We start from the raw sequence: 16,340 nt of genomic DNA, 5'->3' as shown, positions 1-16,340 counted from the left end.
AATAGAATATACAAGTATTCATAATATTCACGTAATTGAAGGAGGAAAATAAAATGGCTAACCAGAATCCGAAAACGATTTATCAATCTTTATGGAATAGTGCAGATATACTACGTTCTAAAATGGATGCAAGCGAATATAAAAACTATACATTAGGCTTAATTTTCTATAAGTACTTATCAGATAGCATGCTTCACCATGCGGCGGAATTGTTAGAAGAAGAAGTGACAGACCTTAAAGAGGCACAAGAAGTATACACAAATGCATTTAACGATCCAGAAATTAAAGAAGACTTAATCGATGAATTGAAATTTGATTTTTCTTATGTATTAGAACCTAATTTAACCTTTACAGCATTAATGGAGTCTATCTATAAAGGTAAATTTCAGTTAGAAGATTTAGCTCAAGGATTTCGAAATATTGAACAAAGTAGTGAGTTGTTTGAGAATTTATTTGAAGATGTAGATTTATACTCTAAAAGACTAGGTGAGACGGTACAGAAACAGAATCAAACGATTGCGGCTGTTATGAAAGAATTGGCTACACTAGACATGGCTTACCAAGGAGACGTCTTAGGAGATGCTTATGAATACCTTATCGGTCAATTCGCTTCAGACTCTGGTAAAAAGGCAGGAGAATTCTATACACCGCAACCTGTTTCTAGTTTGATGACACAAATTGTTCTTCATGGGAAAAAGATCAAAAAGGTTTCTCAGTGTATGACCCTACTATGGGATCAGGCTCGCTGTTATTAAACGTAAAAAAATATACAAATGAACCCGGGACGGTTAATTATTTTGGTCAAGAACTAAATACATCTACTTATAACCTAGCGCGAATGAATATGTTCTTGCATGGGGTAGATATAGCCAATCAACATCTGAGAAATGCAGATACCTTGGATGCGGATTGGCCAGATGAAGAACCGACAAACTTTGATGCAGTTCTAATGAATCCGCCGTATAGTGCTAAATGGTCAGCGGATAAAGGATTTCTAGATGAACCACGCTTTTCAATGTATGGCGTTCTAGCACCAAAATCGAAAGCAGATTTTGCTTTTCTATTACACGGATATTATCATTTAAAAGATTCTGGCGTAATGGCGATCGTCTTACCTCATGGGGTTCTGTTTAGAGGGGCAGCTGAAGGGAAAATCCGTAAGATGTTGCTTGAAAATGGTGCGATTGATACAGTGATTGGTCTACCAGCAAATATTTTCTTTAATACAAGTATTCCGACAACTGTTATTATCTTGAAGAAAAATCGTGAGAATAAAGATGTGCTATTTATTGATGCAGCTAATGGGTTTACTAAAGCTAAAAACCAAAATAAACTAGAAGACCATCACATTGGTAAGATACTAAACAGCTACATGGAGAGAAAAAACGTTGAAAAATATTCGTACGTCGCAACGTATGAAGAAATTATAGAAAATGACTTCAACCTTAATATTCCAAGATATGTAGATACTTTCGAAGAAGAAGAGCCGATTTCATTAGCTGAAGTAGCAAAAGATATGAAAGAAACTCAACAAGCGATCGCAGAATCAAATGCTGCTTTAGCACAAATGGTGAAAGAACTATCTGGATCAACAGAGGAAGCACAACAAGAACTAGACCAGTTTATTGAATTACTAGGATTTAGTAATATACAAGGTGGTGAGGAAAGTGAGTAGTAAAATACCTGAAATTCGTTTTAATGGATTCACTGTAGATTGGGAACAGCGTAAGTTGGGTGAATTAGGATCTGTTGCAATGAATAAGCGCATATTTAAAGAACAAACATTTAATACAGGAGATATACCTTTTTATAAAATAGGAACCTTTGGTGGCAAACCAGATGCTTATATATCTCGAAAAATATTTGAAGACTATAAACAAAAATATCCTTATCCGAAAAAGGGAGATATTTTAATTTCTGCATCAGGCAGTATTGGAAGAACTGTGGAGTATAGAGGAAAAGATGAGTATTTTCAAGACTCTAATATAGTATGGTTAAAACATGATGAAAGACTTGTGAATTCGTTTTTAAAGCAATTTTATAAAATTGTAAAATGGCAAGGCTTAGAAGGCAGTACCATAAAAAGACTCTATAACAAAAATATTTTGAATACATCTATATTTATTCCTTCTGCCGAAGAACAAGATAGAATTGGTGCTTTCTTTAATCAACTAGACGACGCTATCGCTCTTCATCAGCGTGAGCTAGAAAATTTTAAAAAAAGTAAAAAAGCTTTCTTACAAAAAATGTTTCCAAAAAATGGTGAGACTGTTCCAGAAATTCGTTTTGATGGATTTGCTGATGATTGGGAACAGCGTAGATTAGGGGACTATGCCATTTATCGTCGTGGTTCATTTCCTCAACCTTACGGAAATAAAGAGTGGTATGATGGAGATGGAGCGATGCCGTTTGTTCAAGTCGTAGATGTAACTAAACATTTAACGTTAGTTGATGACACTAAACAAAAAATAAGCAAACTCGCACAACTTAAGAGCGTATTTGTCCCCAAAGGAAAAGTTGTAGTAACTCTTCAAGGTAGTATAGGTCGTGTTGCTATCACGCAATATGATACTTTTGTTGATAGAACATTACTTATTTTTGAAGATTATAAAAATTCAACAGATGCACACTTTTGGGCTTATGTAATTCAGAAAAAATTTGAGATTGAAAAGCAAAAAGCACCGGGAGGGACTATAAAGACCATTACAAAAGAATCTTTATCATCATTTGAGGTTTCACTACCAGAATATCAAGAACAAAAGAGAATTGGTTTATTCTTCAAACAATTAGATGATACTATCACTATGCATCAGAGACAACTAGAAAACCTGAAACAAACTAAAAAAGCATTCCTACAAAAAATGTTTGTATAACTATTTCTTGAAAGAAAAGAGGTGAAATAATGGCTAAATTTACAGCTGAACAAGTACTAGAAAATGATTTAATCCAGAAACTGATTACGGGTAAATCGCAATGGACGTATCGAGAAGATTTACGCACTGAGGCAGACTTGTGGGCGAATTTTCGGAATAAGCTGGAAGTGAACAATAAAGATACCTTAAATGATGTCCCGCTTACTGAACAAGAATTTCGTCAGATTCAAAATCAACTCAATTTCCCAAGTTTCTATGCAGCGGCTAAGTGGTTAGCGGGAGAAAATGGTGTTGCAAAGGTTCAAGTTCAAAGAGAAGATGCTGCTTTGGGAACGATTCGACTGAATGTCATTAAACGGCAAGATATTGCTGGAGGTATGTCTTCTTATGAGGTAATCAATCAATTCAAGTCAGATAAGCGCACAGTAGAAGATTTGAATCGCCGCTTTGATGTGACGCTTTTGATTAATGGTTTACCGATGATTCATATTGAATTAAAAAATCGTGCCCATCCTTATATGGATGCTTTTCGCCAAATCAAAAAGTATTTAAAAGAAAGCAAGTTTACCGGTATTTATTCAACGTTACAAATGTTTGTAATGACAAATGGAACAGATACGCGCTATATTGCAGCGGCACCAGATACGAAACTCAATGAACAGTTTTTAACGAAATGGGTGGATCATGAGAATCAGCCAGTTAATAACTACTTAGAGTTTACGGAAGCCGTTTTATCCATCCCTATGGCCCATAAAATGGTGACGCAATACACCGTTATTGATGATGATAAAAGAGCCCTTATTTTGCTGCGACCGTATCAGATTCACGCGATTGAATCAGTTAAAGAGGCTTCTAGAAACCAGCAATCTGGATATGTCTGGCACACGACAGGATCTGGTAAGACCTTGACGTCGTATAAAGTAGCTAGAAATTTACTTCAAATTCCTTCCATACAAAAAACGATCTTTATTGTTGACCGTGTGGATTTAGATCAACAAACAACGGCTTCTTTTACCTCATATGCTGAAAATGATGTCATTGATATTGACGAAACAGATAATGTTTCAGACTTGATTAAAAAGCTGTTGTCAGAAGATCAAAAGGTGATCATCACAACGATTCAAAAACTAAACTTTGTGATGAAACGGTTTGCTCATCAAGAAGGGTCGAAAAAATACATACAATTGACCCAATCAAAAATCGCTTTTGTAGTAGATGAGTGTCACCGTGCTGTAAGTGCAGCGAAGAAAAAAGAAATAGAAGAATTCTTTGTACAGTCTTTATGGTACGGGTTCACTGGAACACCAATCTTTAAAGAAAATGCTAAGAAAGTTGTGGGTAATTTACCGAGCACCACAGCGCAACTTTATGGAGACCGCCTGCACGAATATACGGTCAAAGAAGCGATTAATGACCATGCAGTGCTGGGATTCCAAGTTGAATACAAGTCTACATTCTCTGAAGAAGAGTTAGATAAAGCAGTCGTCGCTTTATCAGGGAAAGATCAATCAGTGATAGACGACATGGGCTCAGAAGACAAAGAAGCTTGGTTACCTAAGTCCGTTTATGAAGAAGAAAACCATATGCTAGAAGTTGTTGATTCTATTATAAATAAATCTCGAAAAAAATTAGGGTTTCAAAAAGGATCTGGACAAACCTATAATGCCATTTTAACGACACCTTCTATAGCCCAAGCTCAGCGTTATTATGATTTATTTAAAAGTGTAAAAGCCGGGGACACGACCGTTAAAGTAGATGAAGAAACCAAGCGTGTACTTCCGGACTTTCCGAAGGTTGCCATTACTTATTCAATTAGTGAAAATGAAGAAGCTTCGATTACGAATCAAGATAAAATGAAAGAAGCACTAAGAGAGTATAATAACGAATTCGGTAGCAATTACACAATCGAAACAATGCGAGCCTATAATCGAAATGTTAATGACCGATTGGCTAGAAAAAAAGAAAAATATTTAGCACGTGCGGAGCAATTAGACTTAGTCATTGTAGTGGATCGATTGCTGACAGGATTTGATGCACCTTCATTATCTACTTTATTTATTGACCGAGCACCTATGAAACCACATGATTTGATTCAAGCATTTTCTCGAACCAATCGTTTATTTGACAAATCAAAAAAATATGGTCAAATCGTTACTTTCCAAGTGCCACAGACTTTTGAACAAAGAGTAAAGGAAGCATTGATACTATATTCAAATGGTGGAGAAAGTGACGTGCTAGCACCAAGTTGGGAAGAAGCGAAAGAAGCCTTTATTGAAGCAGTCTTAGAATTAAAAGAATTTGTCGCTACTCCCTCTGACGTAGATGGACTAAATCGTGCCCAACTTAAACAGTTTGTTAAAGCTTTCCAAAAGCTTGATCGAAACTTTGCTGCTGTACAAGTTTATAGCGACTATGAAGTAGAACAACTAGGGACTATTTTTCCAATAATGAATCAAGAAATTGAAGAATTTAATGGAAAGTATGTAAATGCACTAGAGGAATTAAAAGTAGACCGAGAAGATGATGAGCCTATCGAAATTGATATTGCTTACGAATTAGAGTCGGTTAAAACAGAAGAAATCAATTACGAATACATTCTAATGTTGATTCAAGCCTTTGTACCAAGTGGCAACGATGAATATGAATTACTTGCCAAAGAAGACGCAAAAGCAACCGCTGAAGTAGAACGGTATATCAATGATTTAGCAAAGAACAATACAAAACTAGCTGACATTATGAAAGAGCTATGGGGAAGTATTCGACAAGATCCAGAGAAGTATCGTGATCAAAATATCTCTAATGTACTTGAAGATCGTATACTAGACGAGCAACAAGAAGTCATTCAAAACTTCTCCAACAAGTGGCAAGTCCCTCAGCCAGAATTAACCTATGTAGTGGCGAATTATAGTCCGAAAAAAGACAAGCAAAATGGCGAAAGCGAACTAAAAGAATCTTCTGATTATTATGCTTATAAAGATAAATCAGAAAAACCAGTATCTAAACTTAAATACTGGAAATCCGTACGATCTGATTTTGAAGAAGTTATGAAGAGTGAAATTTTACCGTTGCAGAGACGTTAGACATTAAGTAGTTCATCGAAGATATGATAATTTAGGCGATCACATCAGAATAAAAATGTTTAATGATCGAGTGAAAATTTATAGCCCAGGTGCTTTACCGGCTTCAGTAAACCTAGAAAATATCAAAGAAGAACGTTATTCTAGAAATCCCAAGCTTGCTGCAGCCTTAACCCAATATAAGTGGGTTAGGGAATCGAATGAAGGAGTGGGACGTATCTTTTAAGAGATGCAAGAATACTTTCTGGAAGAACCAAAGTATGAAGAACCTAATGGTACTGCTGTACAGTTGACATTAAACAATAATATAATAGCTCGTAGAGATAGAGAAACTGGACGTGTAAGTGATCTCGTTACTCCTGAATCTTTCAAAACTTAGGCGAGCTAGAAGAAATCGTTGTGTACCATCTTTATAATAGCAGACCTCTAACGCCCAGTTAGGCTGCCAAATTGATTAACAAAAGCGCTGTACCGACGCATAGAATTTTAAGTAACTTAGTGCGTAGTGGTATAATAGAAGTGCATCAATCGCATTCGAATGACCCTAATAAATACTATACGTTAGTTGGGTTTCAGTAAATCTGGAGCACTATCGACTACCTATTAGTCTATAGGTGCTGGGTGGAAAAAGACAAAGAAGATGACGCTAGTGATTGCTCACTAGTATCATCTTCTTTATTGAGTTATAACAATAATAGAAAATCTCTTATTTATACTGATACATAAAGCGTTCCATATAATAGATCAGTGTTTGACTGTAAAAGCCAGGGTAGTACAAGTCACTAGCGTGTTCTCCGTAGGGTGTGCGGATGATCGCGATTTCTGAGTTGTTGTTTTCCAAATAAGCATTTCTAAAGTTCTCTGATACTTGTGGGTCAACAATTGTGTCGTGTTGCCCTTGATAAACTAATGCAGGTGGGCTATCTTCCGTTACGAGCAAGTCAGGATCAACGAGCGCATCTTCTCCTGTGATCTCCTGATATCCAGCTAGTCCGTTTGCAGGGTAAATAGGGATGATCCCATTAACCGTCAGTCGCTCATCTAACAGATCCGTGTACTGGCCACTAGCTAGTCCTAGGGCGACAGCGTTAGCTAAATGTCCACCAGCTGAACCGCCTGAAACAAATACAGAATCGATATTCGCTCCGTACTCTTCATGATGATCCGCCAAGAAAGTCGTAAAGATACCTAGATGGCGAACCATATCATCGATTGAAAAATCACCAGAAACTTCGTCGGGAACAGTAGAAAACTCGACAAATTGGTCTTGATCATTCAAACCATACTGGACATCGAATACCACGTAACCCTGTGCAGCGAAATGCTTATTCACTTGGGCATAGTTTTCGGATCCGTTGCTGCCCGTGTTCCAACCACCACCGTGAATCCGTATCAAAGTAGATCCTTCTCCTGGAAGTTGAGTAGCATCTGTTGTAGGTGTATAGACATCAAAGCGTAATTCTAGTCCATCATCGACCCCTTCTGTTCCTTCGTAAAATAGAACATTTTCAGTCACACTATATTCTGTTGAGGATGTGCCAAAGAAGTAGTCAGGAATCGAGATTGGGCTGCTCATAAATAAGGGATCATCTTCACCAATCGTTTTCCATTGCTCGCCAAAGGCTTCAGAGTAAGATTCTTCCGCTTCGTGTAATACGGACTGAATCGTCGTCAACGGCAAGCTTAAAAAGGCGAATAAAGACAAGCCGAAAAAGGATAAAAGCATCCTGGCATTGAACGTATATTGATACTTAAAACTTTCAACAATAAACCTGTCAGACTAAGAAAGATGAAGCCATAAAACAAGCTATACTGAGATAGGACAACTTGTAGTAAGCCTACATCTCTGTTTGTCACCATAATGAATGCTAAAAAAGTACCGACTAGTAGGCATAGTGCAATGATTACAGCTAGAATCCATTTTAAAACTCTCTTTGTTTTCTTTTTGGACTGATTATTCAGGGAGTAGGCCCTGTGAACAGGACGAACAGAATAGAGTTGCGGTTTACTCGTGATGATCATTCCTAAAATCATCATCAGAAAAAGCATCCCAATCGACACCAAACTTCTAGACGATTCATTAGTAGGAGATATTGAAGCAACTGTATTTAAAAGCATTACAGCAACAAATCCGATACTGGATAATAGTAGGTAGATAATATCCAAAGGTTTGTAACGACTTCCAATCGTACTAGCAATGACATTGCTAATCAGCGTCGCAATTAATAGAATCCCATAACCATTCGCCAGAATAGAGTTCATAGGAATGATCAGATAAATAATACTAAGTAAAAACGAGACAATGTTCAAAATAAAGACTGACTTAAAAAAAGGTTTCATATACTCACTCCATGTTTTAGTGACGACTATATCATTGCCACCAATAAGATTTTCCACTCCTTCTATTGTATGCAATAAAAAGGTCAGTTGCAAAGTATACGTGAGTAAAATATAGTAGTGAAAATGAATCAGTTAGGAGAAAACAGATGAGTTCCTATCAATTTATCGCCAGTAACAAGCCGCTACCAGAAGTAAAGAATCCTTATGAAGAATATTTATCCATTAACGATATGATCAAGCGGAAGATGAAAGTGGACAAGAGCCTGTTGAAAGGAAAGGCTGTTGATAGAAATGAGAAAGTTGTTTTATATTATCCTACAGAAGAATCTTTCGACGAACTAGTTTTGTATAGAGATCAATCACCTAGTGATTATGCTGAAGAATATTCTAATAAGCTTTTCTTAACAGGTATTGAATGGAAATATACAGAAAAAAGAGCAGCACAGTTACTAGACTATTTGAAGGAACAACTTAAGCACAATGACGAGTTAGAAGTTTGGGATATTTGGTTAAATGTGCGCGATGAGGCTGAAATAAAAACCGTTAAAGCAAGTCGGTTATCCATAGCGGATCTAGCTTTCTTACACTGGGATAAAGCTTATGACAAACCGCAGTGTTTGCTTATCAAGAGATAACGCGCATATAAGATCAAATAAGAAGCAGGTGCGCACATTTGCGTACCTGCTTCTTAACGTTTTACTCTGTTAAATGTTTTTTATCATCTAGTTCTTTTATCAGTTCAAGAGCACTTTCTACTTTAGGTAGCACCTCTTCAAACCAGACTAATCTCTTTCTTCGCTGAAAAACACCGACTGCGTGTGGCCGAGGGTCGAGTTTCTCCCAATAGGCTTGCTTTTCAAGCAGTTCTTTCTTGTGGTCCTCAAAATAGTGTCTGACTTTCTTTAACGTTACTTCCATTACCTTAACATCTCCTTTTATTTTGCAATAAAAAAAAGCGTCACTTAATTAATGAGAAGTGTGCGCCTGAATACGGGTCTTATTTTCCAAGTGTACACTTGTTGGATTTAGCACCGTGCCTTAAGGTCGGTTGCTGAAGCTTCATCGGGCCAATTCCCTCCACTTGCTCTTAATAAGCGATGCTATTCTATTGTAGGAAAAGTATAGCACAAAAACTCAAGAGTCACTACTTCGTTATAAATCTGTATCTGTTTAATTGTTGAATTTTATTCTAAATTGACAAATATTTATGATATGCTAGTAAAAGGTGCTTTTCTACTGGTGGTTATTTATTGAAAAGGAGGGATAAGATGATTCAAAGAGGTACGGACTTCATTCTTGAAAGAGGTAACCCATTTAAATGGGTGAAATTTTCAATTTTAACGCATACTGTATTTGCTATTGTTAAGATACTGACTAGTGTTGTCAGCTTCTCTGTCTTTCTTTTTATCCATTCTTTTTATAACATTATGATCGTTAGAGCTAAATTTTTAGTTTTCAATACCCATAAAGACGAAAGTCAGCAGTCTTTAGATGCAGAGAAAGTGTATCAAATTATCGGCTATTCTATTATTGCAATCAGCTTCATTTTTACCATTTATTGTGTGCGGCTGTTTCATCCGAATTACAATATGATTGTTTATCCCAAATTTGTAGGGATTTTAGTTGCACTGTTTACAGTATTCGAGTTGATTATCTCCTTTTCCGGAATCGTGACCGCTAGAATGGAGCGCGACATACTGGCAGAGGCACTAAAGTTCATTAATATGACTTCATCACTGATTTCCATACATTTGACCCAACTGACATTAGTATCGTTTACGAATGCTGATTACCGCATATCCCTCTATATAGGCATTTCAGGATATATCATTGGGCTAGTTATTTTAGGAATGGGAATATTTATGATCAAAAGAGGACGATAGTTTAATCTGGTATATATTTTTTATCAAAGAGTCGCTATAGATTAATCTATAGTAGGCTCTTTTTTGTTAACAATGTAACTTAAATGTAGTTTTATGCAGCTCGCCTAAATTCGATTGAAATAGACTCTCGGGCTAGGTAGACTGAAATTATAGAAAAGAGGGAAGTTGTTATGAAGCTGAAGTTAGTCGAAGATAAAAGCTTGAAAGAAACACTCGTGAATATTACATATGGCGTCTTTGATAAACGCGTCCAGAAAATTATAGATGTCATAGAAGAAAGTGATTTGCAACTAAAAGGTGTGATGGATGATCACGAATATGTAGTAGAGAGTAACGATATTTATTACTTGGAGACAGTGGAGAATAAAACATTTCTTTATACTGAATCAAAGGTGCTTGAAAACAAAGAAAAGCTATACCAGTTAGAAAAACGACTACAAGAAACATCGTTTGTACGCATCAGTAAAAGTGTTTTACTGAATATGGATCATCTAGAAAGTGTTCGTCCATTGCCTAATTACCGCTTAGAAGCACACCTGAAAAATCATGAAAAGCTAGTGATCAATCGCCATTATATCAAAGATGTTAAGGCATATCTGAATCTATAAAAGGAGAGAGTGTAATGAGCAAACAATTTTTATCTTATTATTTGAATACAATGACATTTGTTTTTAGCGTGATTGTTCTTTCGGTGACTCTACTGAGCGTGATGAATGTACTTGAAGTGGGAGATATGACTATTTTCATTCTCACAACAGCTATTTTTACGCTAGGACTTTCTTTAATTTCTTACGGGATATCGCATTTTAACTTTAAATCTAGTTTTGCTTTCCACGTAGCTAACTGCGCTACGCAATTTGGTGGCTTACTTTTAATCGGTAGATTATTGGGATACATGCCTACACTGGAAGTTGTGCTATTCAATATCGTGATTTTCTCTAGTGTGTATGCCTTAAGTATTCGAAAAAAGAAATTTGAACTGGAGCAATTGGCAGCTGCGATAAATGAACGGTTAGGAGAATGAAAAGAATATTACGAATTTAACTTTTATCAGCGAAAAATAGAGAATAAGTAAAAAGTCTCCTGTTATTAAAGTTGAGGAGACTTTTTATTATAATTATTGAATTAAATCACTGTTGCACCAAGCGTATTTTCAAAATGTCTAAGTGCCCATTCGTGACCAGGTTGATCAAAGCTTGCGACTGCATCTTGATGTACGACGATCGAAAAGCCTTTATTATAAGCATCTACTGCAGTGTGCAGAACACAAATATCTGTACAGACACCAACTAAGTGAACTTCTGTGATATTGCGTTCTCTTAGCTTTGTTTCTAAATCGGTACCGTTGAAGGCGCTGTAGCGTCTTTTATCTGTGTAATAAACAGTTTTTTTGTCTTTGATTTGTTGATAATAAGCTTCTAGATCACCATAAAGAAGACGTCCATCAGTTCCTTCAATGTTGTGAGGTGGAAACAAGTTGGTTTCAGGGTGATAAGGATCGTTTTCAGTATGCTTATCAATTGTAAAAGCAACAAAATCCCCAGCTTCGTAAAATTCTTTTGTTAGAGACAGAACTTTATCGTGAATCGCCTGTCCAGGTTCGCCACTTGTTAAGGCGCCGTCTTTAGCGACAAAGTCATTTGTGTAATCAATATTGATCAATGCTCTCATTTATAATCTATTCCTTTCCAGTGAATTCTAAGATTTTAATAATGCGATCGACTAAATTCGGTGAAAATTAGTTGTACTTATTTTACCATAATACGAAGAGCTAAAATAGAAACGTATCTTGTATTAGACGATCTATATAGACCATTAGTTGGATTGTTTATAACAGGAGTAGAGGTAACGAAAATCTATTGATTGAATACGACGAAAGTCTAATACTTTTAAAATCATAAATAATAAATCTCTATTTGACAATTTTTTCGCCACCTGTTACTATTATGAAAATGAACAAATGATTAGAGTATTATTAAAATGTAGGTCACATTGAAGAGAAGAGTACATGCTGGAGTATGATCAAAGAGAGCCTCTGTTGGTGAGATGAGGTATCAGAAAAGGAATGGAAGATGGTCTTGGAGTGAAATGGTCGAAGGTTCAGTGAATGTCAGACCATTACGGGTGCGCCCGATAAAGCGCCACAGTATCAGTAAGCCTTTAAGGCTGAACGCACTGGTTAAGGTAGTCACTGAGAAGTGACTATGAATCAAGGTGGTAACGCGAAAGAATTTTATCTTCCGCCCTTGCACAAAGTTTATTTGTGCGAGGGCGGATTTTTTTGTTTTCAAAAGCTGGGAGGACGTTGAAATGTCATTAGTCGTTAGAACAGGACCGCAAGAATATGAATGTCGAGTTGGGGTGCTAGAGACCATTACAGATCGTTTAACTACGCATCACTATAAGAAAGTCGTTTTGATTCATGGTACACAGTCTTGGAATGTCGCAAAACCTTACTTGGATACCTTATTTGAAAGTGAGATTGACTATGAGTTGAGTCTCTTTAATGGGGAATGTACCTATGCAGAAGTGGACCGTATCGCGGAACTTGCTCAAGAAATAGATGCAGATGTCATCATTGGAGTAGGTGGTGGAAAGCTTTGTGACACAGTCAAATACGCAGCGGCCAAGGTTTCTGGCGTGCAGTCAATTCTCCTACCAACACTAGCGAGTAACTGTGCACCATGGACGCCACTGAGTGTGATGTACGATGACGAAGGCGTTTGTCTCGGTTTTGATATCCATAACGAACAAGTCGGGATTTTATTGATTGAACCGGAACTGATTCTGAATTCTCCTGTGAATTACTTTATCGCAGGTGTGGCAGACACACTTGCGAAGTGGTACGAGTCGGACGTAATCTTGTCTCAGCCAGAACATCAGACCAATGCCTTCTTGCTGATGGCACGAGCAGCTGCGTTGAATTGTAGAGACAATATCGTTCAGCACGGACTTCAAGCGGTAGAAGATATCCAGACACAATCACTGACACCGGCATTCACACAAATCGTTGAAACAATCATCGCGATCAGTGGATTAGTTGGCGGACTCGGGGACAGCTATGCCAGAACTACAATCGGGCACGCAGTCCATGATAAAATCACCATCTTTCCAGAATCACATGCGTATCTCCACGGCGAAAAAGTGGCTTATGGCGTACTGGTTCAATTAGCCGTTGAGCATAAATGGGATGAAATTGACCAATTGAGCACTTTTTATACAGAACTAAACTTACCGAAATCACTCAAGGACTTAAAACTAGGACATTTAACGGATGAGCAAATCAATACATTCGCCCGTCAAATCAAGCAAGACGAGACACTGGTTAGCTCCGGCTATCCGGTTACCCAAGACGAACTGCATCAAGCGATGACAGCACTGGAAGCCTACATGAAATTAAGAACGGAGGTCTAACTATGGTGAATTTTGAACCATCAGAAACTCTGAAACGACTACCCAGACAATACTTTTCCTACCTAGCGGAAAGAAAAAATGAAATCAAAAATCAATACGAAGACGTAATAGATTTGGGCGTTGGAAATCCGGATCTGCCCGCACCGGGATTTATCGTTGATGAACTCAAAGACGCAGCCAGCGACCCAGTCAACGATCAATACGGACCGGCAAGAGGATTCGACTACTTGAAAGAAGCCGTAGCAGAGTATTACAAAAGAGAATACAAGATCACCCTGGATCCCCAAACAGAAGTCGCCATCTTACATGGCTCAAAAGCCGGCATCGTCGAAATCAGCCAGTGCCTCTTAAACCCAGGAGACACCGTCCTCTTACCGAATCCTTCTTATCCAGATTATCTGTCTGGCATCGGACTCGCAGACGCCAAGATCAAAGAACTGCCTTTACTTCAGGAAAATGCGTTTCTACCTAGGTATGATTCGATTGACGAAGAGAGCGCTGAGGCAGCCAAGCTAATGTTTCTGAATTATCCCAATAATCCAACAGCTGCAGTGGCTACGGCGGATTTCTTTTCAGAGACAGTAGACTTCGCCAAACAACATGGTATCTGCGTGGCACACGACTTCGCTTACGGAACGATCGGTTTTGACGGAGAAATACCATTGAGCTTTTTACAGACGCCGGGTGCAAAAGACACCGGGATTGAATTTTTCACTTTATCAAAGTCACACAATATGGCTGGCTGGCGTATGGGCTTTGCGGTCGGAAATGCTTCAGTGATTGAAGGGATCAATCTTCTGCAGGATCACACAGGATGTGGCTATTACGGAGGCATCCAAAGAGCCGCAGCCAAAGCACTAACGGGAGATCAGTCTTCTGTACGAGAATTAACAGCCATTTATGAAAGGCGCCGAAATTTCTTCTTAGAAGCCTTAAGGGATACCGGACTAGAACTCAATAAGCCAAAAGGATCATTTTATATCTGGCTGAAAGTACCTGACGGATTAACTTCAGAGGCGTTTATGGATTATCTGGCACACAATGCACGCGTACTTGTGGCACCTGGAGATGGATTCGGCAGTCTAGGTGAAGGCTATGTGCGCATCGGCTTATCACAATCGGATGAAACTTTAAAAGAAGCTGCAAAACGCATCAGAGAGCTCGCACCATTTATCAATATCAATCAACAGAATATAAGCGACTAAAAAATAGGGGGATAATAAAATGAGAAAAACATGGGGTATTTTAACAACAGTAGCAATCGGAGCCATTTTAACAGGATGCGGTGGACAAGAATCAGGATCTGCAGAATCGGAAGGCTTACTTGATGATGGGGTCCTGACAGTTGGTGTAACGGCTGGACCGCATGAGGATATCGTGAATGAAGTGAAAAAGCTAGCCGCAGAAGATAACTTTGAAATCGACATCGTTTCTTTTACAGATTTCGTGAAGCCAAACGCAGCACTAGCAGATGGTGAAATAGATTTAAACTCTTTTCAAACTGGCATCTTTTTAGATACTGTAGTAGAAGAAAGTGGCTATGATCTAGCAAAAATCGAACCAACATTAACCATTCCAATGGGAATTTACTCAGAAAAATATGATGACGTCAGCGAAATCCAAGAAGGGGACGTGATTGGTATTCCGAACTCACCAACCCAAGAAGGACGTGCCCTACAGTTATTTAACGCAGCAGGTCTGATTACATTACCAGAAGGATCAGGTGTCGAAGTAACGACAAGTGATATCGTAGAGAACCCGTTGAACTTAGATTTCGTCACATCAGAAGCCGCGCAACTTCCGTCTCAACTACAGGATGTTGGCGCAGCAGGGATCAATTCCAACTTTATCTTGGATGCCGGAATCGATCCACAAGAATTTGGTATTTTCATGGAAGACGTTGATGACCTTGTACAAGTGAATTACATCGTTTCTCGTACAGAAGACCAAGATGATGAAGCTCTCGCACAATTCGTTGAATACTACAAAACACCAGAGATCAAGCAGTACATCGAAGAAACCTTCAAAGGCGCGTTGGTACCTGCTTGGTAGAGTAGAAAATATTTCAAAAAAGATAACTATGCAAAACCCTCCAAAAGCTGAGTGAAGACTCTGACTTTTGGAGGGTTTTGTAGTTAATTTAGAAAATCGGACTTTAAAAGATAATATTCATTCATATCTCTATACTGATCATACATAATCATATCTTGTACCTTGACCCCAACCAATTTGAAGCCTGATTTTAAAGCGACTTTGTTACTAGCAATATTTTCGACATCAGCAAAGATGACTAATTTATTTAAATCGAGTGCCTCGAAGGCATAAGTACAGATTCTATTTACCGCTTTAGACATAATATTTTGACCAGCCTGACTTGAGTGGATCCAATATCCGATTTCTGCTTTTTTATTAGTGAGGTCCATTCGGTGTAAATCAATACATCCGATGATTTTATTGTCTTTGAAGATAAGAAATAATTTGTCCGTTCCATTAGCTGCGCCGGTCAGTTTTAGTTTGATATAGTCTGTCTGGTTGCTTACATCAACAGTACTGTCTACAAAACTCAAGAAAGACCTGATATGCTCTCTGTCAGAATCAACTAACTGGAAAAGTTCATCCGCCATACTTAATTCTGGAACAATTAAATCCAAGTTCTCTTCAATAGTTAATCCAATATACTTTGTCATAATAATCTCCTTAAACGTTTGTTTAGTGTGCATGTTTATGTATGCTAGTTCCATTCATAAACTTTT

At 37.9% G+C, this 16,340-nt stretch carries 16 protein-coding genes, 1 pseudogene, 1 riboswitch and 1 other annotated feature; of the genes and pseudogenes, 12 read left to right on the top strand and 5 right to left on the bottom strand.

The annotated features are described in order from the left end of the window. The first annotated feature begins 53 nt into the window (after positions 1–53). From LG377_RS11355 to LG377_RS11335, 5 genes and pseudogenes are all read left to right on the top strand, one after another. Positions 54–1,675: pseudogene (locus tag LG377_RS11355) on the top strand (type I restriction-modification system subunit M). Next, positions 1,668–2,873: a restriction endonuclease subunit S gene (locus tag LG377_RS11350; RefSeq protein WP_225744837.1), complete on the top strand. Its 1,206-nt coding sequence runs from the start codon at positions 1,668–1,670 to the stop codon at positions 2,871–2,873. Before LG377_RS11355 ends, LG377_RS11350 begins: the two are co-directional and overlap by 8 nt. Positions 2,874–2,902: 29 nt before the next feature. Continuing rightward, positions 2,903–5,953, top strand: coding sequence for a type I restriction endonuclease subunit R (locus tag LG377_RS11345; protein WP_225744836.1), 3,051 nt, complete (start codon positions 2,903–2,905; stop codon positions 5,951–5,953). 55 nt (positions 5,954–6,008) lie between these two features. After that, entirely contained in the window at positions 6,009–6,176 is a 168-nt protein-coding gene (locus LG377_RS11340) for an ATP-binding protein (protein ID WP_370632575.1), read from the top strand. Positions 6,177–6,179: 3 nt separating this feature from the next. Next, the gene (locus LG377_RS11335) at positions 6,180–6,329 is read left to right on the top strand and encodes a hypothetical protein (RefSeq protein ID WP_225744835.1); all 150 of its coding nucleotides are present in this window, start codon (positions 6,180–6,182) and stop codon (positions 6,327–6,329) included. Positions 6,330–6,656: 327 nt separating this feature from the next. On the opposite strand, the gene LG377_RS11330 is transcribed toward LG377_RS11335, so the two are convergent. Together LG377_RS11330 and LG377_RS11325 are read right to left on the bottom strand one after the other, a co-directional pair. After that, the gene (locus LG377_RS11330) at positions 6,657–7,625 is read right to left on the bottom strand and encodes an alpha/beta hydrolase (RefSeq protein ID WP_225744834.1); all 969 of its coding nucleotides are present in this window, start codon (positions 7,623–7,625) and stop codon (positions 6,657–6,659) included. 8 nt (positions 7,626–7,633) lie between these two features. Then, positions 7,634–8,290 (bottom strand): hypothetical protein, encoded by a 657-nt coding sequence (locus LG377_RS11325; RefSeq protein ID WP_225744833.1) that lies wholly within the window; start codon positions 8,288–8,290, stop codon positions 7,634–7,636. Between the two features lie 146 nt (positions 8,291–8,436). Between LG377_RS11325 and LG377_RS11320 the strand changes: the two genes are divergently transcribed. Further along, positions 8,437–8,925, top strand: a complete 489-nt coding sequence (locus tag LG377_RS11320; protein ID WP_225744832.1) for a hypothetical protein — start codon at positions 8,437–8,439, stop codon at positions 8,923–8,925. 61 nt (positions 8,926–8,986) lie between these two features. Here the strand turns inward: LG377_RS11320 and LG377_RS11315 are convergent, their stop codons facing one another. Beyond that, the gene (locus LG377_RS11315) at positions 8,987–9,208 is read right to left on the bottom strand and encodes a hypothetical protein (protein WP_225744831.1); all 222 of its coding nucleotides are present in this window, start codon (positions 9,206–9,208) and stop codon (positions 8,987–8,989) included. Between the two features lie 76 nt (positions 9,209–9,284). Further along, positions 9,285–9,387, bottom strand: a riboswitch (SAM riboswitch). Positions 9,388–9,558: 171 nt separating this feature from the next. Here LG377_RS11315 and LG377_RS11310 point away from each other — a divergent pair. From LG377_RS11310 to LG377_RS11300, 3 genes are all read left to right on the top strand, one after another. Then, positions 9,559–10,173 carry a hypothetical protein gene (locus tag LG377_RS11310; RefSeq protein ID WP_225744830.1) on the top strand — a complete coding sequence of 205 codons (615 nt, stop codon included), beginning with the start codon at positions 9,559–9,561 and terminating at the stop codon, positions 10,171–10,173. A gap of 170 nt (positions 10,174–10,343) precedes the next feature. Further along, entirely contained in the window at positions 10,344–10,781 is a 438-nt protein-coding gene (locus LG377_RS11305; RefSeq protein ID WP_225744829.1) for a LytTR family DNA-binding domain-containing protein, read from the top strand. Between the two features lie 14 nt (positions 10,782–10,795). Continuing rightward, positions 10,796–11,197 carry a hypothetical protein gene (locus tag LG377_RS11300; RefSeq protein WP_225744828.1) on the top strand — a complete coding sequence of 134 codons (402 nt, stop codon included), beginning with the start codon at positions 10,796–10,798 and terminating at the stop codon, positions 11,195–11,197. Positions 11,198–11,298: 101 nt separating this feature from the next. Here the strand turns inward: LG377_RS11300 and LG377_RS11295 are convergent, their stop codons facing one another. Then, positions 11,299–11,844 carry a cysteine hydrolase family protein gene (locus LG377_RS11295; RefSeq protein ID WP_225744827.1) on the bottom strand — a complete coding sequence of 182 codons (546 nt, stop codon included), beginning with the start codon at positions 11,842–11,844 and terminating at the stop codon, positions 11,299–11,301. Positions 11,845–12,156: 312 nt separating this feature from the next. Next, positions 12,157–12,424, top strand: a binding site (T-box leader). Positions 12,425–12,483: 59 nt separating this feature from the next. Between LG377_RS11295 and LG377_RS11290 the strand changes: the two genes are divergently transcribed. The 3 genes from LG377_RS11290 to LG377_RS11280 are packed head-to-tail and all read left to right on the top strand — an operon-like array spanning position 12,484 to position 15,639. After that, positions 12,484–13,587: an iron-containing alcohol dehydrogenase family protein gene (locus LG377_RS11290; RefSeq protein ID WP_225744826.1), complete on the top strand. Its 1,104-nt coding sequence runs from the start codon at positions 12,484–12,486 to the stop codon at positions 13,585–13,587. A 5-nt stretch (positions 13,588–13,592) separates the two neighbouring features. Then, positions 13,593–14,792, top strand: a complete 1,200-nt coding sequence (locus LG377_RS11285) for an aminotransferase class I/II-fold pyridoxal phosphate-dependent enzyme (protein WP_225744966.1) — start codon at positions 13,593–13,595, stop codon at positions 14,790–14,792. Between the two features lie 19 nt (positions 14,793–14,811). Next, positions 14,812–15,639 carry a MetQ/NlpA family ABC transporter substrate-binding protein gene (locus tag LG377_RS11280; RefSeq protein WP_225744825.1) on the top strand — a complete coding sequence of 276 codons (828 nt, stop codon included), beginning with the start codon at positions 14,812–14,814 and terminating at the stop codon, positions 15,637–15,639. An 83-nt stretch (positions 15,640–15,722) separates the two neighbouring features. On the opposite strand, the gene LG377_RS11275 is transcribed toward LG377_RS11280, so the two are convergent. Continuing rightward, complete coding sequence (locus tag LG377_RS11275; RefSeq protein ID WP_225744824.1) at positions 15,723–16,274, bottom strand: GNAT family N-acetyltransferase; 552 nt, start codon at positions 16,272–16,274, stop codon at positions 15,723–15,725. Positions 16,275–16,340 lie beyond the last annotated feature (66 nt).

Source organism: Marinilactibacillus sp. Marseille-P9653 (assembly GCF_916618885.1).
Classification (GTDB): domain Bacteria; phylum Bacillota; class Bacilli; order Lactobacillales; family Carnobacteriaceae_A; genus Marinilactibacillus.
The sequence above is the reverse complement of the archived record's forward strand: the minus strand, read 5'-3'. Positions and strand labels throughout refer to the sequence as shown.